Source organism: Caballeronia zhejiangensis (genome assembly GCF_022879815.1).
Lineage (GTDB): Bacteria > Pseudomonadota > Gammaproteobacteria > Burkholderiales > Burkholderiaceae > Caballeronia > Caballeronia zhejiangensis.
The window spans coordinates 448,088-473,807 of record NZ_CP084286.1; the positions used below are offsets into that span (position 1 = coordinate 448,088).

The following is a 25,720-nucleotide window of genomic DNA, read 5'->3' on the forward strand; positions in this document are numbered from 1 at the left end:
TCTCGAACCCATCACGGAGACAAACCATGAACGCACTGCCCCGAACCGATGGCAAACAGATGAGAAAGGTCGTCGTCGCGAGTCTGATCGGCGCGACGATCGAGTGGTACGACTTCTTTCTATACGGCGTGGTCGCCGGCATCGTCTTCAACAAGCTCTATTTTCCAGGCAGCGATCCGCTCATCTCGACGATGCTCGCTTACGGCACCTTCGCCGTCGGCTTTCTCAGCCGGCCGCTGGGCGGCGTGATCTTCGGGCACTTCGGCGATCGCGTCGGCAGAAAGAGCATGCTCGTGATGACGCTGACGATCATGGGCGTCGCGACGGTGTTGATCGGCATGGTGCCGACGTATGCGCAGATCGGCATATGGGCGCCATCGCTGCTGCTGTTTCTGCGCGTGCTGCAAGGCATCGGTCTCGGCGGCGAATGGGGCGGCGCCGTGCTGATGGCGTTCGAATACGCACCCGAGAACAAGCGCGGCTTCTATGCGAGCATTCCGCAGATCGGCCTCGCGCTCGGCTTGTGTCTGTCGTCGGGCGTCGTCGCGGGGCTCTCGCTCATGCTGACCGACGCGCAGTTCCTCGCGTGGGGCTGGCGTATCGCGTTCTTCCTGTCGTTCGCGCTTGTGCTCATTGGCATGTATATCCGCCTGAACGTGATGGAAACGCCGGAGTTCGCGCGCATCCAGAAGACGGGCAGCGAAGCGCGCATGCCGATCGTCGATGTCATCACGAAGTATCCCGGCAATACGCTTGCGGGCATGGGCGCACGCTTCATCGATGGCGTGTTCTTCAACGTGTTCGGCGTGTTTTCGATTTCTTATCTCACCGGCACGCTGCATCTGCAACGCACGGACGCGCTGCTCGGCGTAATGGTCGCCGCGTTCGTGATGATCTTCACGATTCCGTTCTTCGGACGGCTGTCGGATCGCGTTGGGCGTGCGCGCATTTACTTCTGGGGATCGCTTGCGACCGGGCTTTCCGCGTTCCTCGGCTTCTGGCTCATGAAGAATAGCGGCGGCAATACGATGCTCGCGTGGCTCGCGGTCGTGATTCCGCTCGGCGTGGTTTATGCATCGATCTATGGTCCGGAAGCCGCGCTCTTCTCCGAACTCTTCGACGCGAAAGTGCGCTACTCGGGCATCTCGTTCGTGTATCAGTTCTCGGGGATCTTCGCGAGCGGCATCAGCCCGATCATCGCGACGTGGCTCTTGCAACGCAACGGCGGCGATCCGTGGATGATCGCGGGATACTGCCTCGCAGCGGGCATCGTCAGTGCGATGTCGGCGGCGTGGGTCGGGTTGCGGCAGAGAAGGGAGATGGCGTTTTCGGTGCGGGGCGCGAGTTGACTTGCAGCTCAGAAGAAGAGACTGATCAAAAACTTCACCGGCCTGAACGACACCGGCTCGGCGTGCTCGTCGAGCGAGAGCCGGGCGAAATAGACGGCGTATGCGGGCACTTCGCGCCAAATCGAATACGCGTCCATCGCCCTGACTTCACGCGGAAACGCACCCGGCAAGACCGTTGCGCCAAGGCTCTCGAACGCGAGCTGCGCTCGTGGAAGGTGGAAATAGCGAGCAAAGACCCGCACGATGACACTTCAAGGCGGTCTCGAGCCGCGCCGCGAGAATGGGCTTTGGCGTGCCGTCATCTTGGAGCGCATTTCGGAAGACCACGGCGACGTCGGCGCGTTCGAAAGGCACGGTGATACGTCGCAGGCAGATCAGCACCATGCGAATCATGGAGGCGCGCATCACGCGGGACTCCCCGCAACGCCAACCTGCCGCCTCAACCATTCGACATCGACGTGCTGCAGATAGCTTCTGATGTTTCCCCACACCGGATGAAATCCATAGCCGCCATGCAGCAACTCATCTTCGGCCTGTTGCCTGGTCCACCCTTGATACACCACGCGATACAGCGCCGATACCAGCCCCGTGCGATCCGCGCCATGCTGACAGTGAATGAGAATCGGACCATCGCGGTCGACATCGCGCAGCGCCTTGAGCGCGGCGATCATGTCCTCGTCCTTGATGTTCCATGTGTTGATACGGAGGCGCTGCAGCGCGATGCCGCTGCCTTCGAGAACATCCTCATCGGAATGAAACGAACGGAAGCTGACGATCTTGCGGATACCCAGTGCGCGCAGTTGCACGATATCGGCCGCCGATATCTGCGCGCTCCGATAAAGCGAAGGCGTGATGCGATGAAGATTGTCGACGCCTGCGTACACGATCGGTTCGGCCCAGTTCAGCGGGCGTTCGACCGTCATGGATGCAGACGTGGCCGGAGCGGGCGCTGCCGCCATCTTCGACTGCAGGACGTATGCCGCAGCGATGAAGCCCGCGCCGTAAAACAAAATGCGGAAGACTTCATTCATGCGACGACCGCCCCGTGCCAGGCTCACGCGATAGATGAAACAACACGAGCGCTGCAATGCTCATGGTCCAGTAATCGGTTGGTGCGAACCCGATCCAGTGCTTGTGCCAGGGCACATGAAGCGCATCGAAGCGATCGATGCCGAACGCGGGATTGAGAACGAACCAGAGAAAGTCTTCGATCAGCCAGAACGTCATGACGCATGCGACGATGCGCGCCTCGATGCGCCATGACCATCGACCGAAAAAGATCACGGGCAGATGAAAGAACAACGCGACGAATGGAAAGACCCACGCGTGATACCCCGTCATCGGTCTGCCGCCCCAGAAGATGTCGAGCAACCAGTGATGTTCGATGCGCCATGTCGGCAAGCTCGCGGCCCAACCTGCGTTGCCTTCGATCTGTATTTCGACGTTGGCGAACAAGAAGCCCAGCAGCGCGACCCAGCCGACGAGCGCGAGCGTGCGCCCGCCAGGCACGAGGGCACGTGCGTTCATGCCGCCACCTTTGTATCCGGATTGCCGAGCGCATCGCACACCGTATCCAGAACGAAACGTGCTGCATACGGACGCGAGAGCGGCGCGATTCGCTCGCGCATCGCATCGAGCCGGGCCGGATCGTCGAGCAGCGCGCGAACGCGATACTCCAGCGCCACTGCATCGACGGCTTTCAGCGCGACGCCGTGTTCGAGCAGGTAATCCGCATTGCGCTCTTCCTGCCCCGGGATCGGCGAGGTGACGATCATCGGCAGTTTCATTGCGAGGCACTCGGACGTGGTCAGCCCGCCAGGCTTCGTGATGACGAGATCGGAACACGCCATCAGGCGCTCGACGTTGGGCGTGAAGCCGGAAACGTGCAAACGTGCTGGATGGAACGCGCACAGTTTTCGCAACGCGGCGCGCATCGCTTCGTTGCGACCCGCCAAAGCGATCAACTGAAAATCGCCGTCCATGTTCAGCAGACGTTCGGCGAGTGCGTCGAGCGCGCCAAGACCTTCGCCGCCGGACATCATCAACAGAGTCATGCGCGCAGGGTCCAGGCCGCATTGCGCCGCGCACGCCGCGCGGTCGAGAGGCTCGCTGAAGGCGGGCATGACAGGTATCCCGCCGATGTGAACCGATGCCGATGAAACGCCGCGGTTCGTCATGCGCCAAGCGACTTCGTCGTTTGCGGCGAAATATCCCTGCATGCCCGGCACGACCCACATGCGATGAAGATCGAAGTCCGTGACTTGCACCCACACCGGCGTATGAATGTTGCCGAGACGACGTTCACGCGAAAGCAACTCGGCAGGCAGGAAATGCGTGCAAATGATCGCATCGGCGCGATGCCGCTCGATCTCCGTTATCAGCGCGCGGCAGTTGAGCCGCTCGACCGCGCGTCGAAGACGTTCGCCGAATGATCGTGGCGAAGCGCTGTCCGTCTTCTGATAGAGATAACTCCAGAGGGCCGGCTGGCGAGCGACCAGTTTGATGTAGAACTCCGCGTAAAGCGCCTTGAAACTTGCGGGAACGAAGTCCATGACATCGAGATGCACGGCTTCGACACTTGCGGGATGAGTCTTTGCATACGCGCACAGCGCCTCTGCTGCGCGAACGTGGCCGGCGCCCGCGCTCACGCTTAGAACAAGAACCTTGGGCATACTTATCGGAAAGCTCGATGGGGTGACTGTTCGATTCGGCTTGGAGATCACGCTAGCGCGCCGCCGATATCGTCAATAGAACCAACTTACGAAGTCGTCATCCGTGAAAAACGCAGGCGATTCTATTCAATCGTCGCGCCGCATCCGCTATCCGGGATCATTTTTTACTTCAGCGTCATCGCGCGAACGGATTCGCGGCTAACAGCTCGTCTGCCTTCGGGCTATTTTTCAACTGGCGCGACAGGCAAGCCCCACGTAATATCGACACATCCAATAAACGTTCCACAAGGAGACATGCATGCCCATCCGTCCTACCGCGATGCTTTGGGCGCAGCTCTTCGAGCGCTCGCGGGTCTCGGGGATGAGCCTGCAAAACCAGATCCGCCAGATGATCGTCAATGCGATCCTGAGCGGTCATATCGCGCCCGATTCCGCCTTGCCTTCGAGCCGCGAACTCGCCGATCAGCTCAACGTGTCGCGCAACACCGTCGTGCTCGCGTATCAGCAACTCGTCGAGGAAGGCTATCTCGTCTCGCGCGAGCGCAGCGGCCATTTCGTGAATCCTGCGACCGACGAGTTGCAACGCGGCTTCACCGCAGCGGGCGTCGCGGAAACATCGAGCATCGAGACGCAGCAAGGTCATCCCGACTGGAGCGCGCGCATCCGGCACGCGCCGTCGCATCAACGCAATATCGTCAAGCCGTCGAACTGGCAGAGTTACGAATATCCCTTTATTTACGGGCAATTCGACACCGAACTCTTCCCGACGAGCGACTGGCGCGAGAGCTGCATGCACGGCTTGTCGGTGATGGAGATCCGCAACTGGGCGCCCGATCTCATCGAACGCGACGACGAAACGCTCGTCGAACAAATACGCACGCGCGTGCTGCCGCGTCGCGGTGTCTTCGCGATGCCCGAAGAGATCGTCGTCACGAACGGCTGCCAGCAGGCGCTCTATCTCATCGGCGCGTTGTTGTGCGGCACGCAGACGAAAGTCGGCATGGAGAACCCCGGCTATCCCGATGCGCGCAACATCTTCCAGCATCACAACGCGCAAATCGTGCCGCTCGAAGTGGACGGAGACGGCGCCGTCATCGACGATGAAAGCGTGATCGCGGCTTGCGATTACGTGTATGTCACGCCGAGCCATCAATGTCCGACGACCGTCACGATGCCCATCGAGCGGCGACGCAAGTTGCTCGACCTGTCGGTGAAGCATGATTTCATCGTCGTGGAGGATGACTACGAGAGCGAGAACACGTTCTCGGGCACGCCGCATCCCGCGTTGAAGAGCCTCGATACGGCAGAGCGCGTCGTCTATATCGGTTCGCTGTCGAAGACGCTCGCGCCAGGACTGCGGCTCGGTTATATCGTCGCGCCGCGCGAGCTGATACGCGAGCTGCGCGCGCTGCGCCGTCTGATGATTCGTCATCCGGCCGCGTACATCCAGCGCGCATTCGCGACCTTTCTCGCGCTCGGTCATCACGACACGCTATTGCGCAAGCTCGGGCGCGTCTACAAGGAACGCGCCGAAGTGCTGATGGATGCGCTCGCCACGCATCTGCCGGAATTGCGCGCATCGAACGTGACGGGCGGCGCTTCGTGCTGGGTCGAAGGTCCGCCGTGGCTCGACGCGACGCGTCTCGCGAAAGACGCGCAAGCGCTCGGCGTGCTCATCGAACCGGGCAGCGTGTTCTTCGCCGATCCCGCCGATGGTCAGCGATGCTTCCGCATGGGTTTTTCAGCGATACGCGCGGAGCTGATCGAGCCGGGCGTGCGGGCGCTCGCCCAAGTCGTGCAGCAGCGGCGCCCCTGAACGTGCGCGTCTATTTCCACGGCGCCATCGCGTGAAAGACGCCATCGCGACGCACGAGCGCATGAAACAGCGCCGCCGCGAGATGCACGACGATCAGCGCGAAGAAGCACAACGCGAGGAACCGATGCGCGTTCCAGAGCAGCGTGTGCAACGAATTGCTATGCGGTAAAAGTGACGGCAGGCGATAGCCGCCTATCACGACCGGATAATCCGCCGCCGACAACATGCCATAGCCGAGCAATGGCAACGCGATCATCAACGCATAGAACGCATAGTGCGATAGATGCGCGGCGAGCTTCATCGGCTCGGGCATGTTCGCGGGCAGCGGCGGCGCACCGCGCGCGATTCGCACGGCGAGACGGATCAGCGCGAGCACGAGTATCGCGATGCCGAGCGGCTTGTGTATCGACACGAGCGTCAGATAGTCCGGCCTCACCGTCGACACCATGCCGACGCCGATGAACAGCATCGACAGAATGCAGATCGCCATGATCCAGTGCAGGGCGCGTTGCAGCGGCGAGAACCGCTCGTTGATCGCGTTCATTGCTGCGCTCCTTGCGAAGGCGTGTGCGGATAGGCCTTGTCCTCGGCGGTGCGTCGATTGAACGATACGGAATAGGCAGCCGAGCGCGCGGCAGGAAACGGATCGTCCGATACGCGCATGCCCGAGGGCAGCACGGTCGGATCGAAGTTGAGATCGCGGCAAGGACCGTCCGGCTCCGGTTCGATGGCTTTCACGACGAGCGTGCCCACTTCGACCGTATGCCGGTCTTCCGGCCACGCCTTGCTCGGGTCCGCGGTCGGATCGCCGGGATTCGCGACGGTGACGACCATCGCCCAGCGTTGCGGCGCGCCTTGCACGCGCTGCGTGATCTCGGCATCGAGAAAATTCGCGCCCTTCTGCTTCAATTCGTCCGGCGTCAGCGTCTCGGGCTTCGCGGCGGGAACGAAGGACCAGCGCACCGTCTGATCCTGTCCCTCCGCGTTCGTGAAGACGAAGCTGTTGAGGCTGTTGTAACGCTCGTCCGCATACGATGCCGTCCACGGCGCACTGCCGGCCCACGCGCCGAACGCAGCGATCTCCGGGTGCGCGGCGGCGAACTTCTGCATCGACTCGGGATCGCTCTTGTTCGCGAGCGCGCGTTGCAGGTCGAAAAAGGCCTGCGGTGTCGCAACGGGGAAGAACGGCGCATCGATCATCGCGGAGCGCCACTCGCTGCCGTCGGGCATCACGATGCGCAGGCTCAGGCCGCGCACGCGCGCCATCGCATCCGATGCTTTCGGGTCCGGCGTCGCGAGATTGAAGCGCCCCGTGACGGGATACGTACCCGGCATGAACATCCTGGCTTTGGAGATTGCCGCGCCCGAGCCGTTGGATTCGAAATCGCCGCTGAAGCAGATGCCCTTCGCATGATTGCGTCTGAAGCCCGGCACCGCGCCGCCCGGTGGCGCGAGGCTGCCCACGATCTTCGCCGGTGTGAGGCGATTCGGCGTGAGCCAGCCCGCCGTGTAGGCGAAGGCCGCGACCAGCACGGCGACGATGGCCGCGATGAGGATCAGCGCGGGAAGAGGCGAACGCGGGGAAGCGGATTTGTCAGGCATCGTAGTCTCTCGATCAACGATTCTGTTGCACGGTAATCTAGCAGCGTGACGGAAATCGTGCCAGCAACGCGCAAAATTCGCAGATACCCCCGCTTCGCATTGTCTCCTGGTTCGAAATGGAACGAAGTTATGGCCTGCCGATAGCCGCTCGCGATAACTTCGCGTTCATCGCAAGTCGAGCCATTGCTTCAATGCGGGATGGCTTTTGATCGAGTCTTCGAGCAATCCGGTTCTCAATGTCCTGCCTTCGGTGTTCATGTGGAGGTCGGTGTTCAGAAACAGTTTGCGGTTGAAGAGAAGCTGGTTCCGGTCGTCGAGCACGGTTCCGAGCGGAGAAATGGCGCTGGCGAATTGCTTCGATGCTTCTTCGACCCGATCCGCGCGCGTCGTGCTCGTCTGCACATAGGGCGTATTGGCGAAGTAGACCGACACGCCCTTGTCGTGCATCGCATGGACGAATCGCTTCAGCACGAGAAAGCTATCCGGACAGATTTCCGTTTCCTGTTCCGCCGATTCCGGACGTCCCGTGTAATTCGAGCCATCGATCTGCTGCATGTTGCCCAGGCCGTCGAGGTGATACGCGGAATAGGCGAATGATGTCGGCGGCGGCGCATCGATGAATCTCGTCACGATTTCCTGATCGTGAAATGCGCGAAGCCTGTCTTCGATGGATTTCGGAAACCATGTCTCGCGAATTCGAGCCTGCGCGAGTTCGAAGATGAGTCCAGGACCCATCGATGTAATTGCGTCCAGCCGCCGGAATATCGACCACGTCCGCCAGCGGTCGTGATCCCAGGCGATGGCGTTTCGCGCTCTCCAGGTGGCATTCTCCTTGTTGGCATCGTCGCAATAGTATTCGCGCTCCAGTGCGAGAATCACGGTGTCGTCGTTCTCGGCGACGGACGTCACTTCGCCAAGGATTTCATCGAGCGCGAGTCCCGCGTGAAATCCGTAATTCAAAACCGGAATGCCGAGATCCTTGCTCAGTTGCGTCGTGTCCACGCTGAAAAGCACGTTCGATCCGGCCGCTACGATCAGCTTTCGCTGTCCCTTGTAATGCTGCGCGATGCTCCGCTTCACGACCGTCATTTCCCGTACCCAATACTCGCCGGCAATTGGCGCGGGCGCGAGCATCAATGCCGCCGAGAACCAGGCGATCGCGATAATGGCCAGCGACGTCGCGAAGATTTTCAGATACGTCATGGTCAGAACTCGAAATAGAGAAACTCCGATGGACCCGCTGATCCAATAGCCAGAACCACGACGAAAAAGAGCAACGCCGAAAGACTTGCGGCCAATAACGTGGCGTCGACCCGGCGCGGCAATATCCGGTTCCGGACGCGCGTGAATGAAAGTTCAGCCGACCTGTAGCGCTCCAGCAAACGCTGCAGGTTCGGGAATCCCCACACGAGAACGAAGCCGAACAGCAGCGTGACGAACACCATCGACGGAATGCCGACGGATGGCAGAAAGCCGTCGAAACGCAGCTTCGAACCGAGAACGGGAGCGATATGCCGTTCCAAAGACGCGGGTAGCGAAACACCGTGAAAGCCCGCCATGCCCGCGAGCATGTTCCAGGCGGTCTGAAAGTTCTCGGCCCTGAAGAAAACCCATCCCACGACGACGGCTAAAAAGGTCAGCGCTACGCCTGCGATTCGCGCGAACCGGCTCGAACCATCTATTCCCAGACGCGGAGACACGGCGCGCCAGCCGTGATTCACGATCAGATACGCGCCATGCAATCCGCCCCACGCGATGAACGTCCATCCGGCGCCGTGCCACAAGCCGCCCAATAGCATCGTTATCATCAGATTGACGTAGCGGCGCAGCGGGCCGCCGTGTTTGCTTCCGCCGAGCGGTATATACAGGTAATCCCGCAAAAACGCGGATAACGTCATGTGCCAGCGCCGCCAGAAGTCGATGATGCTGGCCGCCTTATAGGGCGAATCGAAATTGATCGGAAGTTTGACGTTGAAGAGCAGTGAGATGCCCACGGCCATATCGCAATAGCCGGAAAAGTCGAAATACAACTGGAGCGTGTACGCGAGCGCGCCCGTCCAGGCTTCGAAGAAAGTCAGCTGCACGCCCGCACTCGCCGCGCTGAAAAGCGGCACGGCGCCTTTGGCTAGCGTGTCTGCAATCAGAACCTTCTTCGCGAGCCCCAGCACGAAAACCGTCAATCCGGCGGATATGTTCTCCGGATTCATCCGGAAGGTTTTCGGATTGCCGAACTGCGGCATCATCTGACTGTGATGCAGCACCGGTCCTGCGATCAGATGCGGGAAATACGTGACGAACAGTAAGTAGTTGACGAAGTTGTATTCGCGCGCGATGCCGCGATAGACATCGACGAGAAAGGCGATCTGCGTGAACGTAAAGAACGAGATTCCCAACGGCAGAATGATGTCGAGCGCCGCAAGATTCATCCCCAGCAGATGATTCGATGAATCGATGAGAAAGTTGGCGTATTTATAGTAGCCGAGCAGACCCAGATCGATTGTTATGGCGCCGATAAGAATCAGCTTCGGATGGCCGCTTTTCCTTTCGCTTTCCCTGCCGATCCACCACGCGGCGGCATAGTTGAACAGGATGGAACCGAGCAAGAGCACGACAAAGCGTGGCGTCCATATTGCGTAAAACCAAAGCGACGCCAGCCCGAGCCAGAGCGCAGCGAGCCGATGGCTATAACGCCCGAGCAGAAACGCGCCGACGAAAACCACGGGAAGAAACGCGAAGATGAACGAATAGGAATTGAAAAGCATGCTCGAGACTCCGCGGCAAACGGCGTCCGGGCGTGCATCACCGCGGATGCGTCGTCGTTCGTTGTCGGTCGAACAGGATGCTAGATGCTGAATGGGACGGCGGGCGGCGCTTGGCCGATGTCACCATCGCTTTGGCTGACGGAAAGGGGCACGCCGAAGCCCGGCGCGCTCGCGTTCAATGAGGAATGCGTCGAACTAGCCCGCTTTCAGCACACGCAGGGCCACCGCGCCCGCCGCCTCGCCTTCGGCCGCCTGCTTCGCCTCGCGCATCGACAGATAGCGCAAACAGCACACGCGCAGAAACGACGCGAAGTTGGTCGGCGCTTCGCCGCGCAGCGCGATCAGTTCGTCGTAGAGCTTGACGGCGAACTGGCTCGTCGTGAGATTTTCGCGCCCGGCGATTTCGTGCAGCACGTCCCAGAAGAGATTTTCGAGCCGGACGGTAGTGATCACACCATGAATGCGCAGCGAACGCGTGCGCGATTCATAGAGGATCGGATCGGCGTTGATGTACACCCGACACATGACGTTGATCTCCAGGAAACGGGCCGCCATGCTCGTCGCACGACGGCCGACCGAACAAACTATTCCGCTACGCAATCATCGGCAATCACGTCAAACCCTGCGCTGCTTCATCTGGCCGGCGATGTAGTCGGCCTGACGGATCGCCAGCGTGACGATCGTGAGCGTCGGGTTTTCCGCCGCGCCCGTCGTGAACTGGCTGCCATCGGAGATGAACAGGTTCGCCACTTCGTGCGTCTGGCCATGCGAATTGCAGACGCCGTCGGCGGCTTTCGCGCTCATGCGCGCGGTGCCGAGATTGTGCGTCGACGGATACGGCGGCACGAGATACGTCGCCTTCGCGCCCGCCGCTTCGTACACCGCGCTGCCCTGCTTGTACGCGTGCTGGCGCATCGCTTCGTCATTCGGATGATCGTCGAAGTGGACGTTCGGCACCGGCAAGCCGTACTGATCCTTCACGTCGGTGTTGAGCGTGATGCGGTTCTGTTCGCGCGGCATGTCCTCGCCGACGATCCACATGCCCGCCGTGTACTGATACTGATCCATCGCCGCCGCGAAGTTCGGCCCCCACGAGCCGGGATCGAGAAACGCCGCATAGAAGGGCAGCCCGAGCGAAAGCGTCTCCATGTGATAGCCGCCCGCGAAGCCGCGCTTCGGATCGAACACGGATTCATCCTCGATGATGCCGGCCATCGTCGTGCCCTTGAACATCTCGACCTTGTCGTTGAACACGCCGTAGACCGAGCCTGTCGTGTGCCGCATGTAGTTGCGGCCGACCTGGCCCGAGCCGTTCGCGAGGCCATCGGGGAACTTGCTCGACTGCGAGTTGAGCAGGAGCCGCGGCGTCTCGATCGCATTGCCCGCCACCGCGACGACGCGCGCCCTCTGCCGTTGCAGCTTGCCGTCCTTGTCGTAATAGACGACGCCCGTCGCCTTGCCGCGCGCATCGTGCTCGATCTTCACGACATGCGATTGCGGGCGCAATTCCATGCGGCCCGTCGCCTGCGCGCGCGGCAGTTCGGTATAGAGCGTCGACCACTTCGCGCCCATGCGGCAGCCCTGAAAGCAGAAGCCGCGCTGAAAGCAGTGCGTGCGATCGTCGCGGACCGTGCTGTTGATCGCCATATGGCCGGTGTTGCACTCCTTGTAGCCGAGCTTCGCCGCGCCCGCCGACATCACTTTGAAGTTGTTGTTGCCCGGCAGGCCCGGATTGCCGTTCGTGCGCGTGACGCCCATCTTCTTTTCGGCGCGGTCGTAGTAGGGATCGAGCTCCGCGCGCGTCACCGGCCAGTCGAGCAGATTGGCGCCCTGCACGTCGCCGTAAGTCGTCTTGGCCTTGAACTCGTGCGGCTGAATGCGCAGGCTCGCGCCCGCCCAGTGGACCGTCGTGCCGCCCACGGTCTTGCAGATCCACGCGGGCAGGTTGGGGAAATCTTTCGCGACGCGCCAGTTGCCCGATGTCGTGCGATTGTCGAGCCATGAAAGCTGCTTGAACGCGCTCCACTCTTCCGTCGCGAAATCGCCTTGCGTGTGCATCGCGCCTGCTTCGAGCACGACCACGTCGACGCCCTTCTGCGCGAGTTCGTTGGCGAGCGTCCCGCCGCCCGCGCCCGATCCGATGATCACCACGACGTGATCGTCGTTGTGCCTGAACTGCACCTTGTTGTCCGTGTACATGTCTGTCTCCGTTTTCCATCGGATCGCTCGAATGGGTTAGCTGTCTTTCGGAATCGGACCGCTGTTCGCGAGAGGCGGATCGGGCAGCCATGACAGGTTGTTGAAACCCTGATAGAGATAGCCGCCATCGCCCTTCGATGCGCCATAGCCGAAGTGCTGATACGCCAGCGCGTTGCTGTACAGGGACACGACGGCCGTGCTGCGTACGGTGTTGAAGAACGGCGTGCCCGCGAGCGCGGCGACGTCCTGCGCCTTGTCGTTCGCGCCGCGCCTCGTCCAGTCGGAGCCGGCTTTGGCGTCGAGCTGCGCGACGCCGTCGGCGAGTTGCTGGCGCACGGCGGGATCGGCTTTCGCCTTGGCGTCGAGATCCTTGACGACGAGCGCGTAGACGGCGTCATCGAGTGTTGCGTGCGGATAGATCTGTCGCGTGACTTGCAGCAGCACTTCGCCCTGATGCGTGTCGAGCCCCTGCATTTCGAGCGCCCAGACGCGGCTCGGCGCGAGGCTCGCGAAGATCGAGGTCGCCGCGATGGTGCCGACCAGCACGCCGGTGCCGCGCAGAAATTCGCGTCGCGTCAGTGCGATGTTCGGTGGCGCGGCGATGTCGTCGTGGTCGTGATGCTCTTCACCGTCGTGCGCGCGCCGCTGCGCGACGATCGGGATGATCGTGTCTCGCATGTCTCTCTCCTTGTGGGGCACTGCAACAGCTTATTTATGTGTGTGGTCCCGCGTGATGCCGCTGACTATCTGACTATTCGTAATGTCCATGCCGTTCGAGAACCTCGATCTTGTAGCCGTCCGGATCCTGAATGAAGAAGTAACGCGCGATGAGCGAGCCGTCGTCGTTCTTGAATTCGCGCACGTCGTTGGGTGAGAGACCGAGGCCGATCAGACGCTCGCGCTCCGCCTTCGCATCCGGCACGCTCACCGCGACGTGGCCGTAGCCGTCGCCATGTGTGTATGGCTCGGCGCGTCCCTTGTTCCAGGTGAGTTCGAGCTCGGCGTTGGTTTCGTCGTTGCGCAGATAGGCGAGCGTGAAGTCCGGAAAGTCCAGCCGGTGCGCGACGCCGAGATCGAAAGCCTTCTCGTAGAAATCGAGCGAGCGTTGCAGGTCCTGCACGCGAATCATCGTGTGAATGAGCTTTGACATGAGAGCCTCCCCTTTTTAGTGAAGTTTAGGAAGCCGCGCGCGCAAAGGGTAATGGCCGGTTAAATCGGGCGTAGGCGTTTGCCCGGGGCTTGCGCATTGGCTCGACGCCACATGATCGAAAACGAACATCCGAACGCTGAAACGAAACTATTTGTCGCAATTGAGATAAATTTCGGTCGCCGAGAGTAGGATTGAACCGGCTTTTCGATGCCGAACGTTCGAATTCGATCATCGCGATAGCCGAACAGAAAGGGCACGGCGCGCCGCCGCTCATCGCCCGTCGAGAACAACGGAGACTCAATCTTGAAAACAGTCATCGGCTTGCGCTGGTGGATCATCGCGCTCGTCTGCGCGGGCACGATCGTCAACTATCTTTCGCGCAACGCGCTCGGCGTCATGGCCGCCGAGCTGAAAACGCTCATGAACATGAGCACGCAGCAGTATTCCTATGTCGTCGCCGCGTTTCAGGTCGGCTATACGATCATGCAGCCGGTGTGCGGACTTATCATCGATGTAATCGGGCTGCGGCTCGGCTTCGCGCTGTTCGCGTGCCTCTGGTCCGCGACCGGCATGGCGCACGCGCTCGCCGGCGGCTGGGTGTCGCTCGCGGCGCTGCGCGGACTCATGGGCCTCTCGGAAGCCGTCGCGATTCCGGCGGGGATGAAGGTCGTCGCCGAATGGTTTCCGAATCGCGAGAAGTCGGTCGCGGTCGGCTACTTCAACGCCGGGACGTCGCTCGGCTCGCTGTTCGCGCCGCCGCTCGTCGTCTTTCTTTCGCTGCGCTACGGATGGCAAAGCGCGTTCGTCGTGACCGGCGCGATGGGCTTCGTCTGGGCCGCGTTCTGGTACTGGCTGTATCGCGGGCCGCGCGAGCATCCGAAGATCGGCGAGCAGGAGAAGAACGCGATCATCGAAGGGCAAACGCCCGTGACGAACCGCCCGGGCGAGCAACGCCGCATCCGCGAAGTGCTCGGCACGCGCCGCTTCTGGGCCATCGCGCAGGCGCGCTTTTTCGCCGAACCCGCGTGGCAAACCTTCAGCTTCTGGATTCCGCTCTATCTCGCGACCGAGCGTCACATGGACCTCAAGCAGATCGCCATGTTCGCGTGGCTGCCGTTTCTCGCCGCCGATCTCGGCGGGCTGTTCGGCGGCTATCTTTCGCCGTTTCTGATGAAGCGTTTCCGCGTGCCGCTCATCGCGTCGCGCATCGCGGGCGTCGTGCTCGGCGCGTTCATGATGATCGGGCCCGCGTGCATCGGGCTCGTCGCGTCGCCGTATGAAGCCATCGCGCTGTTCTGCGTCGGCGGCTTCGCGCATCAGATGATCTCGGCGCTCGTCAACACGCTCGCCGCCGATGTCTTCGAGCCCGGCGAAGTCGGCACCGCCGCGGGCTTCGCGGGCATGGCGGCGTGGATCGGCGGACTGGGCTTTTCGCTCGTCGTCGGCGCGCTCGCGGATTCGGTGGGCTTCACGCCGCTCTTCGCCGCGCTCGGCGCGTTCGACCTGATCGGCGCGGCGCTGCTCGTCGTGCTGATGCGCGGCGTGACGAGCGACGCGAATCCGCCCGGCGCGGCGCATCGGGCCGCCTGAGATCGAATGAACGGGAGACACATCATGGCCAACTTGAAGAATCGTCCGCGTTTCGCGATTTCGGAGCGAACGGACAACCGCGTCGCGCTGAGTTCCGCCGATGGCGCGGGCATCGAACTGTTCGTCCTCGCCGATGACATCATCCGCGTGCTGGTCTTGCCGCACGGCGAACTGCGCGGGCCGCGCACCTGGGCGATCGCGCCCGGACAGGACGACGTGCCGCTCGAAGGACGCGACCGCTACGATACGAGCGGCTTCGCGAGCGCACCGTTCACGATGTCGGACGATGACCAACACGTCGTCATCGAGACAGCGATGATCCGCTTGACGATTGCGCTCGACGGCGGCTTCTGCTCGTGGCAAATCGTGCGCGACCGCCAGTGGCATCACGTCATGAACGATCGCAAGACGCAGGCGTACAACTTCGGCTGGTGGGACGAGCGCGTGTATCACTACATCGCGCGCAAGCCGGGCGAAATGTACGTGGGACTCGGCGAACGCGCGGGTTCGCTCGACCGCGCGAATCAAAGCTACGAGATGCGCAACGTCGATGCGATGGGCTACAACGCCCGCACGACCGATCCGCTCTACAAGCACATTCCGTTCTACGTGACGTGGCAGCCGGAGACATCGACGGGCTTCGGTCTCTTCTACGACACGCTCGCCGATTGCCGCTTCGACATGGGCCGCGAGCTCGACAACTATCACGGGCACTATCGGCACTTCATCGCGGAGCACGGCGATCTCGACTATTACTTCATCGCGTCGCCCGACACGCCGCTTCACGCCGTGCGCCGCTTTACATGGCTGACGGGTCGTCCCGCGTGGATGCCGAAGTGGGGCCTCGGCTACTCCGGCTCGACGATGAGCTACACCGACGCCCCCGACGCGCAAAAGCGCATGGCCGAATTCATCGACCGATGCCGCGAGCACGACATCCTGTGCGATTCGTTCCATCTTTCGTCGGGCTATACGTCGATTGGCGGCAAGCGCTACGTGTTCAACTGGAATCGCGACAAGTTTCCCGATATCGACGGTTTCGTGACGAGCTATCTGCGCGAAGGCGTGCGGCTGTGTCCGAACATCAAGCCGTGTCTGCTGCGGGATCACCCGCTGTTCGATTCCGTCGCCGATGCCGGTCTCCTGATCGAAACGCGCGACGGCGAACCGGCGTGGGTGCAGTTCTGGGACGAAGTCGGCGCGTATCTCGACTTCACGAATCCGCGGACCATCGACTGGTGGAAAGCGCGCGTGAAGGAAAGCCTGCTCGCGCACGGCATCGCCGCGACGTGGAACGACAACAACGAGTTCGAAATCTGGAGCGCGGATGCAATCGCGCGCGGCTTCGGCGAGCCGTTTCCGGCGCGCGAGGCCAAGGTCCTGCAGACGCAACTGATGATGCGCGCCTCGCGCGACGCGCAGCGCGAACATGCGCCCGGCGTGCGGCCGTTTCTCGTATCGCGCTCGGGCGGCGTCGGCATGCATCGATATGTGCAGACGTGGTCGGGCGACAACTACACGTCGTGGGACACGCTGCGCTTCAATCTCAAGATGGGCCTCGGTCTCGCGATGTCGGGCGTGTCGAACAGCGGACATGACATCGGCGGCTTCGCGGGGCCCGCGCCGGATCCTGAACTGCTGTCGCGCTGGGTCGCGTTCGGCATCTTTCTGCCGCGCTTTTCCATCCACTCATGGAACGACGACGGCACCGTCAACGAGCCTTGGATGTATCCGCAAACTACCCATCTCATCGCCGGTCTCATCAAGCTGCGTTACCGGCTGATTCCGTACCTGTACCAACTGCTGTGGCGATCGCATCGCGCGTACGAACCGGTGCTCCGTCCGATGTTCGCCGAATTCCCCGACGATCCGCTCTGCCTCGAAGACGGCGACGACATGATGCTCGGCTCGTCGCTGCTCGTCGCGCCGGTCGTCGAGGCGGCGCAAAGCGAGCGACGCATCCATCTGCCGAAGGGCGCGCGCTGGTCGTCCTACTGGAGCGGCGAAGTCTTCGACGGCGGCCAAACGGTCACGCTGCCCGCGCCGCACGATCGCCCCGTCATGTTGATCCGCGAAGGCCATGTGATTCCGCTGAACATCGCGGAGCAGCACTTCGCGCGTCCCGCCGATGAACGCGCGTTCATCGCGTTGCCTTGCGCGGGCGCCGGCGTCGCGCGCGGCGATTGCATCGAAGACGACGGCGAATCCGAAGCGTGGCGCGACGGCGTGCACGGGCGCTGGCGCGTCGTCATCGAAAGCGATGCGCGAAGCCTGCGCATCGCGATAGAACGCCACGGCGCGATGCCACGCGTACAGAACGAAGTCCGCGTGAGCGTGCCCGCATCGGATACGCGCGTCGCGACCTGCGCGACGGGCGAGCTGGCCGGCGAGCGCATCGCGGACGGCTGGCGTCATATCACGCTGCGTCTTGCAGACTGAGCCTCAACACTTCACGGGAAAGTAATCAGCAATGAAGTCCTTGAATCGCGCACGGACGCGCGCAGGCGTCCTCACGTTCATTTCTCTCGCCGTCGCCCTGTTCAGCGGCACGGCGACGGCCCAAAGCAGCGTCACGCTCTACGGCGTCGTCGATAACGCGTTCGCGTATGTCAGCAACCAGCGCGGGCAGTCCAACGTCTACATGAGCCAGGGCAATCTGCAGGCGAGCAAGTTCGGGCTTCTCGGCGCGGAAGACCTCGGCGGCGGCACGAAGGCGATCTTCCGGCTCGAAAGCGGCTTCAATTCGCTGACGGGCGCGCAAGCCAGCGCAAACGCGATGTTCAATCGTCAAGCCTATGCGGGCTTGAGCCACGAGCGTTACGGCACGCTGACGCTCGGCCGCCAGTACACGCCTTACTTCAGCATGGTCGGCGCGCTCGGACCGACGGGCGTGCTGACCGGCGCGACCGGCGCGCATCCCGGCGACGTCGATGCCCTCGACACCACCCTGCGCTTCAACAACGCGGTCACGTATGCGTCGCCGGTGATCGCGGGTCTCGCGTTCAGCGTGCAATACGCGCTCGGCGGCGTGCCGGGCAGCATCGCGAGCGGCAGCAACTTCAGTGCCGCGCTTCGCTACGACTACAAGCCTTTCGCGATCGCGGCGGGCTACGTGAAGCTGAAAGACATCGCGACCAGCCCGGCGCTCGGGAGCTTCGCGATCAACTCGCCGGTGAACAACGGCTACGCGAGCGCACAAAGCGCGCAACTGATCGCGGCGGCGGCGCGCTACACGTACAACGATCTGATGCTCGGCCTCAACTATTCCAACGTGCACTATGCGCCGGGCTCGCGCTCGCTTTTCGCCGATGAAGCCGTGTTCAACAGCTACGGCGCCATCGCCACTTACCGGTTCACACCCGCGGTGAATGTCGCGGCGGGCTACAGCTACACGCGCGCGAGCAGGGCCAACGGCATCGGCGATGCGGCGCAGTATCACCAGATTTCGTTCGAGGAAACGTACAGCCTGTCGGCGCGCACTACGTTCTATGCGCTGCAGGCGTATCAGCACGCGCGGGGTCAGTCGCTCATCGCGTCGGGCGGAACGGGCGGCGTGGCGATTGCGAATGCCGTGGCGGTCGTCGGCGATTCGCAGAACGCGTCGCCTTCGTCGGGACCGTCGCAGTTCGTCGCGATGGTCGGCATCCGGCACGCGTTCTGATCGACGCGCCGCTACGACAGCATCCAGGTTCGCGCGAACGCATCGAAACGCGCGATTTCTTCCGCTTGCCATTGCGCGCCGTGCCCGAGTTCTTCGGCCATGATTCTGGCGACTTCGGGCGCGGCATCGCGGGCGGCGGCGGCATCGAGAAACAACGCGCGATTGCGCCGCGCGAGCACATCCTCGACACAGCGCGCGAGTTCGGCCCGCGCCGCGAAGCGCGTCTGCGCCTCGGTCAGGCCGCTCGCCTTCACCAGAACGTTTTGCGCGCCCGGCAGACGATCGATGATTGCCCCATCGGAACCGTAGTAGCCGTGTTGCTCCGCCGTCGATCCATGCAGCGGCAACGACGCCGTTCGGCACGGCGCAGCGCTCAGCAGTTGCTTCGAGACGGCGAGATCGATCACCTGCTGCGCCATCAGACGGTACGTGGTCCACTTGCCGCCCGTCACGGTGATCATGCCGGTCGCGTTCATTTCGATGGTATGTTCGCGCGACAACGACGCGGTCGATGCCGCGCCGTCACTCTTCACGAGCGGACGCAGCCCCGCCCATACGCTCAGGACATCGTCGCGCGTCGGCTTGACGGACAGATAATCGGCAGCCGTCGCGAGAATGAAATCGATGTCCTCGTCGCTCGCGCGCGGATCAAGCGGCAAGTCGTGACGCGGCGTGTCGGTCGTACCGACTATCGCGTGACCGTGCCACGGCACGATGAACAGCACGCGCCCGTCCTGCGTCTTGGGCACGAGGATCGCGCTATCGCTGCGCAGGAAGCGGCCGGGCAAGGTCAGATGCACGCCCTGGCTCGGCGCGACGATCGGGCGCGCGCCGGGCTCGGCCATCGCGCGGATCGAATCGACCCAGACGCCCGTCGCATTGACGACGCAGCACGCGTTCACCGCGAACCGGTCGCCGCTTTCGACGTCCTCCACCTCCAGCCGATGACGCCCCGCCGCGCGATCGAACTGCACGCCGCGCACCGCCGCATTGTTCAGCGCGACGCCACCGAGATCGAAGAGCGTGCGCATCAGCGTGATGGCGAGACGCGCGTCGTCGAACTGGCCGTCGAAATAAAGCGTGCCGCCGCGCAGCGCGTGACCGTGCAGCGATTCGGCGAGCATCGGCGATTTCGCGCGGGTTTCGGCGAGATCGAGGCTGCGGCTCGCGCGCAGGTTGAGCGAGCCCGCGAGCCAGTCGTAGATCTTGAGGCCCGCGCCGTACGTCAGCTTGTCGCCGAGCCGGTACGCGGGAACGATGAAACCGAGCGCGTGCACGAGATGCGACGCATTGCGCGCGAGCAGTCCGCGCTCTCGCAACGCTTCGCGAACGAGCGGGATGTTGCCCTGCGCGAGATAGCGCACGCCGCCGTGCACGAGCTTGGTGGCCTTGCTCGATGTGCCCTTCGCGAAGTCGCGCGCTTCGAGCAGCAAGGTCCGATAACCGCGCGACGCCGCATCGACGGCCGTGCCGAGACCGCTCGCGCCGCCGCCGATCACGACGACATCGAAGAACGGCGTCTGATCTGTTTCGCGCAAGAGCGCCGCGCGTCCGGATGGCATGTTCGTTTTCATGTCAGACCGTGGAAAGCGGTTCTTCGGCGGGATGTTCCCAGGCGCGGGCGCGATCGATCGCGCGATGCCAGCGCTCGATGTGCATCGCGCGTTCCGCCGACGCCATCGCGGGTTCGAACCGGCGCGCGGGCGGCCACGCGCTCGCGATTTCGTCGCGGCTCGACCAGAAGCCCGATCCGAGTCCGGCGAGGCAGGCCGCGCCGAGCGCGGTCGATTCCGTGACGCTCGGGCGCACGACGGGACGGCCGAGCAGATCGGCCTGAATCTGCATCAGCAGGTCGCTCTGCGACGCGCCGCCGTCCGCGCGCAGCTCGCTCACGGCGATGCCGGCATCGGCTTCCATCGCGTCGAGGACATCGACCGTCTGGAACGCGATGGCTTCGAGCGCGGCCCGCGCGATATGCGCGCGATTCGTCCCGCGCGTCATGCCGAGCAGCGTGCCGCGCGCGTAGGGATCCCAATACGGCGCGCCCAGACCCGCGAATGCGGGCGCGAGCACGACGCCTTCGCTCGACGAACATTGCGCGGCGAGCGCGCTGATTTCCGCCGCGCTTTCGATGAACCCGAGACCGTCGCGCAGCCACTGGACGATCGCGCCGCCCATGAAAACCGCGCCTTCCAGCGCGTAGGTGCGCTGCCCGCCGAATTCCCAGCCGATCGTGGTCAACAGCCGATGCCGCGATGCGACCGGCTGCGCGCCTGTGTTCATCAGCATGAAAAGGCCGGTGCCGTAGGTATTCTTGACGAGGCCCGGCTCGACGCAGCCCTGCCCGAAGGTCGCGGCCTGCTGGTCGCCGGCGACGCCTGTGATCGGAATCGGCGCGCCGAACAACGCGGCGTCGGTATGGGCGATCGCTCCGCTCGATGCCACGACTTCGGGAAGCACGGCGCGCGGGATATCGAAGAGCGCCAGCAGCTCGTCGTCCCATGCGCCTGCGCGGATGTCGAAGAGCGCGGTGCGCGCGGCATTCGATACATCGGTTACGTGGCGGCGGCCTGCGCTCAGTTGCCAGAGGAGCCAGCTATCGACGGTGCCGAACGCCAATTCGCCGCGGCACGCGCGCGCGCGCAGGCCGGGCGCGCTGTCGAGCAGCCACGCGAGCTTGGTCGCGGAAAAGTATGGATCGATGCGCAAGCCCGTCTTTTCTTCGATGAGCGATTCCGCGCCGGATTCGATCAGACGGGCGCAATGCGCGGCGGTGCGGCGGTCCTGCCAGACGATCGCGGGTCCGACGGGCGCGCCCGTTTGCCGGTCCCAGAGCAGCGTGGTTTCGCGCTGATTGGCGATGCCGATGGCGGCGATATCCGAAGCCCGCGCGCCGGCCTTCTGCATCGCTTCGTGAGCGACGGCGAGTTGCGACTGCCAGATGTCGGCGGGATCGTGCTCGACCCGCCCCGGCTGCGGATAATGCTGCGCGAACTCCCGCTGCGCGCTCGCTATCACGCTGCCCGAATGGGCGAACAGCATCGCGCGGGAACTGGTCGTGCCCTGGTCGAGGGCAAGGATAAAACGTCGCTGGCTCATGCGGCCACTCCAGACAGCCGGTTCGGAGAATGTTCGAATACGAATCTGAATATTCGTTTTCAACCATCGTAGCATCGCGTGGCGTCGACGGAAAGATGGCGGACGCACTGTTCGAGCGCATGTGAACCGGCAATTTCAGAGCCGGCGTTGGTCGGCGGCGGCTTTCGTCGTACACTGCGCGCATCCGATAATTTTCATTTTTTTGCGATTCCGAGCAGCTTTCGATGACATCCGACCAAGCACTGAACGGCAGGCAGCGCGCGCTGCTGGATCGCGTCGCCCGAGACGGCTTCGCGACCATCGAAGACCTCGCGGCGCAATTCGACGTCACACCGCAGACGATCCGGCGCGACGTCAACTGGCTGTCCGATCGGAACCTGCTGCGCCGATATCACGGCGGCGCGAGCGCGCTGACGAGCTCCGAGAACGCCGCGTACACGGCGCGTCAGCAGATGTTTCTCGACGAGAAGCGTCGCATCGCGAGGCGGGTCGCGGCGGAGATTCCGAATCACGCGACGCTCTTCATCAATCTCGGCACGACGACCGAGGAAGTGGCGCGCGCGCTGCGCCAGCATACGGGCCTGCGCGTCATCACGAATAACCTGAACGTGGCGAACATTCTCGCGGACGAGTCCGACGCGGACCTGATGGTCGCGGGCGGCAAAGTGCGCGCGCGCGACAAGGGCGTCGTGGGCGAGCAGGCCGTCGACTTCATCCGGATGTTCAAGGTGGACTTCGGGATCATCGGCATTTCGAGCATCGAGGAAGACGGCACGCTCCGGGACTTCGACATCGCGGAAGTGCGCGTGGCGCAGGCGATCATCGAGCAGTCGCGCACGGTGTTTCTCGTTGCGGATCATTCGAAGTTCGGCCGCGCCGCGCTCGTGAAACTCGGGCATCTCAGCCAGATCGACGCGCTCTTCACCGACGCCCCGCCGCCCGAATGGATCGCGGAAAGTCTCGCCGATGTCGCCGTGCATGTCGCGGATTAAGGCGACGCGATCGGCGAACCGTCCTTGTCGTCCGCAGCGTCGCGGACACTACAATCGGGTACTTTGACAGCATCCGCTTACAAGCACGGGGACGCGAACATGGCGCAAGCGCCGCACATCGGCCGGAAGGAAGACCGCAGCACGCACAACGAACGCCGCTGGCTCACGACCGGCGGTCCGATTCTCTTTTTGCTGCTCTGGTCCGCCGGCTTTCCGATTGCGAAAACCGGCCTGCATTACGCGTCGCCGCTGACGTTTCTCGCAATACGCTTCGCATTGAGCGTCGGCCTGCTGCTCGCGGTATGCGCCGTGAAGCGTCCGCAATGGCCGCGCAACGCGCGCGCGTGGCTGCATCTCGGCGTCGTCGGCTTTCTCGTGCAGGTGATGTACTTCGGACTGAGTTATCTGTCGATGACCGCGGGCATCGCGACGTCCGTGCTCGCGCTGATCGTGTCGTTGCAGCCGATTCTCGTCGGCGTGCTCGCGCCGAAGTTCGTCGGCGAACGCATCGGCGTGCGCAGATGGATCGGCTTGCTGCTCGGGCTCGCGGGCGCGGCCGGCGTGATCGTCGCGCGCGGGCCGCTGCATGCGGAATCGCTCGGTCCGGTGCTGATGGCGATCGGCGCGCTCGTCGGCATCACGGCCGCGATGCTCTATGAAAAGCGCTTGGGGACCGCGCAAGATCCGGTGACATCGAATCTCGTGCAATACAGCGTCGGCTTCGTGTTTTGCGCGCCGATGGCCTTGCTCTTCGAGCACACGCAAGTGCAATGGACGCCGGCATTCATCGCGACGCTCGCGTATCTCGTCGTCGGCAATTCGCTGATCGCGATCACGCTGCTGCTCGCGATGACGCGTGCGGGCAAGGTCTCGCAAGTCGCGTCGCTGTTCTTCTTCGTGCCGCCGGCAGCCGCCGTGCTGTCGTACTTCTTTCTCGGCGAAGTGCTGCCGAGGACCGCATGGTATGCGATGGGCGTCGCCGTGCTCGGCGTCGCCATCGCCACATGGAAGCCGCGCAGATAGCGGCTAGTGCGAATGCTTCGGCACTTCCGCGCCACGGCATCCGACGAGAAAGTCGAAGTCGCAACCTTCATCGGCCTGAAGAACGTGCTCGACGTACAGCTTGCGATAACCCGTTTTATCCTCGGGAATCTCGCTCTTCGCCGCGTTCCACGCATCGAGGCGCGCGCGGATTTCATCGTCGCCGATGTCGATGCGTAGCACGCCGTTGTCGCAATCGAGCTCGATCCAGTCGCCATCGCGCACGATCGCAAGCGGCCCGCCCGCGCGTGCCTCGGGCGCGACGTGCAGCACGACGGTGCCATACGCGGTGCCGCTCATGCGCGCATCCGACACGCGCACCATGTCCGTCACGCCTTGCGCGAGCAGCTTCGGCGGCAAGCCCATGTTGCCGACTTCCGCCATGCCCGGATAACCCTTCGGCCCGCAATTCTTCATGACGAGCACGGAGTCCGCCGTGACATCGAGATCGGGATCGGCGATACGGTGCTTGTAGTCGTCGAAGTTCTCGAACACGACCGCGCGCCCGCGATGCTTCAGCAACGCAGCCGTCGCCGCCGACGGCTTCAGCACCGCGCCATTCGGCGCGAGATTGCCGCGCAGCACGCACAATCCGCCATCGGCGACGAGCGGCTTGTCGAGCGGGCGAATCACTTCGTCGTTGTAGAGCGGCGCTTCCTTCACGTTCTCCCACAGCGTGTGGCCGTTCGCGGTGAGCGCATCCGGATGCGGAATCAGGTTCGCTTCGCCGAGACGCCGCAAGACGGCGGGCAAGCCCCCGGCGTAGTAGAACTCTTCCATCAGGAAGCGGCCCGAAGGCTGCAAATCGACGAGCGTGGGCGTGCCGCGACCGATGCGCGTCCAGTCGTCGAGTTCGAGCTTCACGCCGATGCGCCCCGCGATCGCCTTCAAATGAATCGCCGCATTCGTCGATCCGCCGATCGCCGCGTTCGCACGAATCGCGTTTTCGAAGGCCTCGCGCGTGAGCAGCTTGGACAGACGCAAATCCTCGAGCGCCATTTCGACGATACGCATGCCCGACAGATGCGCGAGCACATAGCGACGCGAATCGACCGCCGGAATCGCGGCGTTGTGCGGCAGCGTGACGCCGAGCGCTTCGGCCATGCACGCCATCGTCGATGCAGTGCCCATCGTGTTGCAGGTGCCCGTCGAGCGCGACATGCCCGCTTCCGCCGACATGAACTCGTGAATCGAAATCTTGCCCGCCTTCACCTGCTCGCTGAGTTGCCATACGACCGTGCCCGAGCCGATGTCGCGTCCTTCGTGCTTGCCGTTCAACATCGGTCCGCCCGAGACGACGATCGCGGGCACGTCGCAGCTCGCCGCGCCCATCAGCAACGCGGGCGTCGTCTTGTCACAGCCGACGAGCAGCACGACCGCATCGACGGGATTGCCGCGTATCGCTTCCTCGACGTCCATGCTCGCGAGATTGCGCGTGAACATCGCGGTGGGACGCAAATTCGATTCGCCGTTGGAGAACACCGGAAACTCGACGGGGAACCCGCCCGCTTCGAACACGCCGCGCTTCACGTGCTCGGCGAGCTTGCGGAAGTGCGAATTGCACGGCGTTAGTTCGGACCACGTATTACATATGCCGATGATCGGCTTGCCCGCGAACTCGTGGTCCGGAATGCCCTGGTTTTTCATCCAGCTCCGGTACATGAACCCGTTCTTGTCGGCGGTGCCGAACCACGCGGCCGAACGGAGCTTGGCTTTTGGGGCGCTCATGGCTTTGATCACTTGATGGGAAAGACCTATAAATAGCATGACTATATCGATGGGACGTA

The 25,720-nt window shown here is 63.1% G+C and carries 22 protein-coding genes; 7 read left to right on the forward strand and 15 right to left on the reverse strand.

The annotated features are described in order from the left end of the window. Window positions 1-35: 35 nt before the first annotated feature. Entirely contained in the window at window positions 36-1,349 is a 1,314-nt protein-coding gene (locus LDZ23_RS28230; RefSeq protein WP_372492603.1) for an MFS transporter, read from the forward strand. Between the two features lie 8 nt (window positions 1,350-1,357). Here the strand turns inward: LDZ23_RS28230 and LDZ23_RS28235 are convergent, their stop codons facing one another. From LDZ23_RS28235 to LDZ23_RS28250, 4 genes are all read right to left on the reverse strand, one after another. Next, entirely contained in the window at window positions 1,358-1,591 is a 234-nt protein-coding gene (locus LDZ23_RS28235) for a hypothetical protein (RefSeq protein ID WP_144403782.1), read from the reverse strand. A gap of 162 nt (window positions 1,592-1,753) precedes the next feature. Beyond that, window positions 1,754-2,380 carry a dual specificity protein phosphatase family protein gene (locus tag LDZ23_RS28240; protein ID WP_008346066.1) on the reverse strand — a complete coding sequence of 209 codons (627 nt, stop codon included), beginning with the start codon at window positions 2,378-2,380 and terminating at the stop codon, window positions 1,754-1,756. Continuing rightward, window positions 2,373-2,876 (reverse strand): hypothetical protein, encoded by a 504-nt coding sequence (locus LDZ23_RS28245; protein WP_244808276.1) that lies wholly within the window; start codon window positions 2,874-2,876, stop codon window positions 2,373-2,375. Before LDZ23_RS28245 ends, LDZ23_RS28240 begins: the two co-directional genes overlap by 8 nt. Beyond that, entirely contained in the window at window positions 2,873-4,021 is a 1,149-nt protein-coding gene (locus tag LDZ23_RS28250) for an MGDG synthase family glycosyltransferase (RefSeq protein WP_008346069.1), read from the reverse strand. The genes LDZ23_RS28245 and LDZ23_RS28250 overlap by 4 nt, the downstream gene beginning before the upstream one ends. A 298-nt stretch (window positions 4,022-4,319) precedes the next feature. Here LDZ23_RS28250 and pdxR point away from each other — a divergent pair, with 298 nt between their 5' ends. Next, the gene (pdxR, locus tag LDZ23_RS28255; protein WP_008346070.1) at window positions 4,320-5,837 is read left to right on the forward strand and encodes a MocR-like pyridoxine biosynthesis transcription factor PdxR; all 1,518 of its coding nucleotides are present in this window, start codon (window positions 4,320-4,322) and stop codon (window positions 5,835-5,837) included. Window positions 5,838-5,847: 10 nt separating this feature from the next. Here the strand turns inward: pdxR and LDZ23_RS28260 are convergent, their stop codons facing one another. From LDZ23_RS28260 to LDZ23_RS28295, 8 genes are all read right to left on the reverse strand, one after another. Then, complete coding sequence (locus tag LDZ23_RS28260) at window positions 5,848-6,381, reverse strand: cytochrome b (protein WP_008346072.1); 534 nt, start codon at window positions 6,379-6,381, stop codon at window positions 5,848-5,850. Beyond that, window positions 6,378-7,439 (reverse strand): catalase family peroxidase, encoded by a 1,062-nt coding sequence (locus LDZ23_RS28265; RefSeq protein WP_008346074.1) that lies wholly within the window; start codon window positions 7,437-7,439, stop codon window positions 6,378-6,380. The genes LDZ23_RS28260 and LDZ23_RS28265 overlap by 4 nt, the downstream gene beginning before the upstream one ends. Window positions 7,440-7,604: 165 nt before the next feature. Continuing rightward, complete coding sequence (locus LDZ23_RS28270) at window positions 7,605-8,642, reverse strand: hypothetical protein (RefSeq protein ID WP_008346076.1); 1,038 nt, start codon at window positions 8,640-8,642, stop codon at window positions 7,605-7,607. Between the two features lie 2 nt (window positions 8,643-8,644). Continuing rightward, entirely contained in the window at window positions 8,645-10,201 is a 1,557-nt protein-coding gene (locus LDZ23_RS28275; protein ID WP_008346078.1) for an MBOAT family O-acyltransferase, read from the reverse strand. A gap of 195 nt (window positions 10,202-10,396) precedes the next feature. Continuing rightward, on the reverse strand, window positions 10,397-10,726 hold the full coding sequence (locus tag LDZ23_RS28280) for a ribbon-helix-helix domain-containing protein (protein ID WP_033536923.1): 330 nt from the start codon (window positions 10,724-10,726) through the stop codon (window positions 10,397-10,399). 90 nt (window positions 10,727-10,816) lie between these two features. After that, window positions 10,817-12,400, reverse strand: a complete 1,584-nt coding sequence (locus LDZ23_RS28285) for a GMC family oxidoreductase (protein ID WP_008346081.1) — start codon at window positions 12,398-12,400, stop codon at window positions 10,817-10,819. 36 nt (window positions 12,401-12,436) lie between these two features. Then, on the reverse strand, window positions 12,437-13,078 hold the full coding sequence (locus tag LDZ23_RS28290; RefSeq protein WP_008346083.1) for a twin-arginine translocation signal domain-containing protein: 642 nt from the start codon (window positions 13,076-13,078) through the stop codon (window positions 12,437-12,439). Between the two features lie 73 nt (window positions 13,079-13,151). Further along, complete coding sequence (locus tag LDZ23_RS28295) at window positions 13,152-13,550, reverse strand: VOC family protein (RefSeq protein ID WP_008346085.1); 399 nt, start codon at window positions 13,548-13,550, stop codon at window positions 13,152-13,154. Between the two features lie 303 nt (window positions 13,551-13,853). Here LDZ23_RS28295 and LDZ23_RS28300 point away from each other — a divergent pair, with 303 nt between their 5' ends. Genes LDZ23_RS28300 through LDZ23_RS28310 form a run of 3 tightly spaced genes read left to right on the forward strand, consistent with a single transcriptional unit; the run spans window position 13,854 to window position 18,801 of the window. Next, a complete protein-coding gene (locus LDZ23_RS28300; protein WP_008346087.1) occupies window positions 13,854-15,140 on the forward strand; it encodes an MFS transporter in 1,287 nt (428 codons plus the stop codon). A gap of 24 nt (window positions 15,141-15,164) precedes the next feature. After that, complete coding sequence (locus tag LDZ23_RS28305; RefSeq protein ID WP_008346089.1) at window positions 15,165-17,579, forward strand: glycoside hydrolase family 31 protein; 2,415 nt, start codon at window positions 15,165-15,167, stop codon at window positions 17,577-17,579. A gap of 31 nt (window positions 17,580-17,610) precedes the next feature. Further along, window positions 17,611-18,801 carry a porin gene (locus LDZ23_RS28310; protein ID WP_008346091.1) on the forward strand — a complete coding sequence of 397 codons (1,191 nt, stop codon included), beginning with the start codon at window positions 17,611-17,613 and terminating at the stop codon, window positions 18,799-18,801. An 11-nt stretch (window positions 18,802-18,812) separates the two neighbouring features. On the opposite strand, the gene LDZ23_RS28315 is transcribed toward LDZ23_RS28310, so the two are convergent. Then, window positions 18,813-20,375 (reverse strand): glycerol-3-phosphate dehydrogenase/oxidase, encoded by a 1,563-nt coding sequence (locus LDZ23_RS28315; protein WP_008346093.1) that lies wholly within the window; start codon window positions 20,373-20,375, stop codon window positions 18,813-18,815. A 1-nt stretch (window position 20,376) separates the two neighbouring features. Next, a complete protein-coding gene (gene glpK / locus LDZ23_RS28320; RefSeq protein WP_008346094.1) occupies window positions 20,377-21,900 on the reverse strand; it encodes a glycerol kinase GlpK in 1,524 nt (507 codons plus the stop codon). Between the two features lie 224 nt (window positions 21,901-22,124). On the opposite strand from glpK, the gene LDZ23_RS28325 reads away from it, so the two are divergent. Beyond that, window positions 22,125-22,892 (forward strand): DeoR/GlpR family DNA-binding transcription regulator, encoded by a 768-nt coding sequence (locus tag LDZ23_RS28325; RefSeq protein WP_008346095.1) that lies wholly within the window; start codon window positions 22,125-22,127, stop codon window positions 22,890-22,892. A 99-nt stretch (window positions 22,893-22,991) separates the two neighbouring features. Beyond that, complete coding sequence (locus tag LDZ23_RS28330) at window positions 22,992-23,915, forward strand: DMT family transporter (RefSeq protein ID WP_008346096.1); 924 nt, start codon at window positions 22,992-22,994, stop codon at window positions 23,913-23,915. A gap of 3 nt (window positions 23,916-23,918) precedes the next feature. Here LDZ23_RS28330 and LDZ23_RS28335 read toward each other — a convergent pair whose 3' ends face one another. Then, window positions 23,919-25,661, reverse strand: coding sequence for an IlvD/Edd family dehydratase (locus tag LDZ23_RS28335; protein ID WP_008346097.1), 1,743 nt, complete (start codon window positions 25,659-25,661; stop codon window positions 23,919-23,921). Window positions 25,662-25,720: the final 59 nt, after the last annotated feature.

Bases quoted from the DNA above. Each gene is read 5' to 3' on its own strand.
- LDZ23_RS28240 (WP_008346066.1), bottom strand. From the start codon at position 2,380: ATGAATGAAGTCTTCCGCATTTTGTTTTACGGCGCGGGCTTCATCGCT.
- LDZ23_RS28245 (WP_244808276.1), bottom strand. From the start codon at position 2,876: ATGAACGCACGTGCCCTCGTGCCTGGCGGGCGCACGCTCGCGCTCGTC.
- LDZ23_RS28250 (WP_008346069.1), bottom strand. From the start codon at position 4,021: ATGCCCAAGGTTCTTGTTCTAAGCGTGAGCGCGGGCGCCGGCCACGTT.
- pdxR (WP_008346070.1), top strand. From the start codon at position 4,320: ATGCCCATCCGTCCTACCGCGATGCTTTGGGCGCAGCTCTTCGAGCGC.
- LDZ23_RS28260 (WP_008346072.1), bottom strand. From the start codon at position 6,381: ATGAACGCGATCAACGAGCGGTTCTCGCCGCTGCAACGCGCCCTGCAC.
- LDZ23_RS28265 (WP_008346074.1), bottom strand. From the start codon at position 7,439: ATGCCTGACAAATCCGCTTCCCCGCGTTCGCCTCTTCCCGCGCTGATC.
- LDZ23_RS28270 (WP_008346076.1), bottom strand. From the start codon at position 8,642: ATGACGTATCTGAAAATCTTCGCGACGTCGCTGGCCATTATCGCGATC.
- LDZ23_RS28275 (WP_008346078.1), bottom strand. From the start codon at position 10,201: ATGCTTTTCAATTCCTATTCGTTCATCTTCGCGTTTCTTCCCGTGGTT.
- LDZ23_RS28280 (WP_033536923.1), bottom strand. From the start codon at position 10,726: ATGTGTCGGGTGTACATCAACGCCGATCCGATCCTCTATGAATCGCGC.
- LDZ23_RS28285 (WP_008346081.1), bottom strand. From the start codon at position 12,400: ATGTACACGGACAACAAGGTGCAGTTCAGGCACAACGACGATCACGTC.
- LDZ23_RS28290 (WP_008346083.1), bottom strand. From the start codon at position 13,078: ATGCGAGACACGATCATCCCGATCGTCGCGCAGCGGCGCGCGCACGAC.
- LDZ23_RS28295 (WP_008346085.1), bottom strand. From the start codon at position 13,550: ATGTCAAAGCTCATTCACACGATGATTCGCGTGCAGGACCTGCAACGC.
- LDZ23_RS28305 (WP_008346089.1), top strand. From the start codon at position 15,165: ATGGCCAACTTGAAGAATCGTCCGCGTTTCGCGATTTCGGAGCGAACG.
- LDZ23_RS28310 (WP_008346091.1), top strand. From the start codon at position 17,611: ATGAAGTCCTTGAATCGCGCACGGACGCGCGCAGGCGTCCTCACGTTC.
- LDZ23_RS28315 (WP_008346093.1), bottom strand. From the start codon at position 20,375: ATGAAAACGAACATGCCATCCGGACGCGCGGCGCTCTTGCGCGAAACA.
- glpK (WP_008346094.1), bottom strand. From the start codon at position 21,900: ATGAGCCAGCGACGTTTTATCCTTGCCCTCGACCAGGGCACGACCAGT.
- LDZ23_RS28325 (WP_008346095.1), top strand. From the start codon at position 22,125: ATGACATCCGACCAAGCACTGAACGGCAGGCAGCGCGCGCTGCTGGAT.
- LDZ23_RS28330 (WP_008346096.1), top strand. From the start codon at position 22,992: ATGGCGCAAGCGCCGCACATCGGCCGGAAGGAAGACCGCAGCACGCAC.
- LDZ23_RS28335 (WP_008346097.1), bottom strand. From the start codon at position 25,661: ATGAGCGCCCCAAAAGCCAAGCTCCGTTCGGCCGCGTGGTTCGGCACC.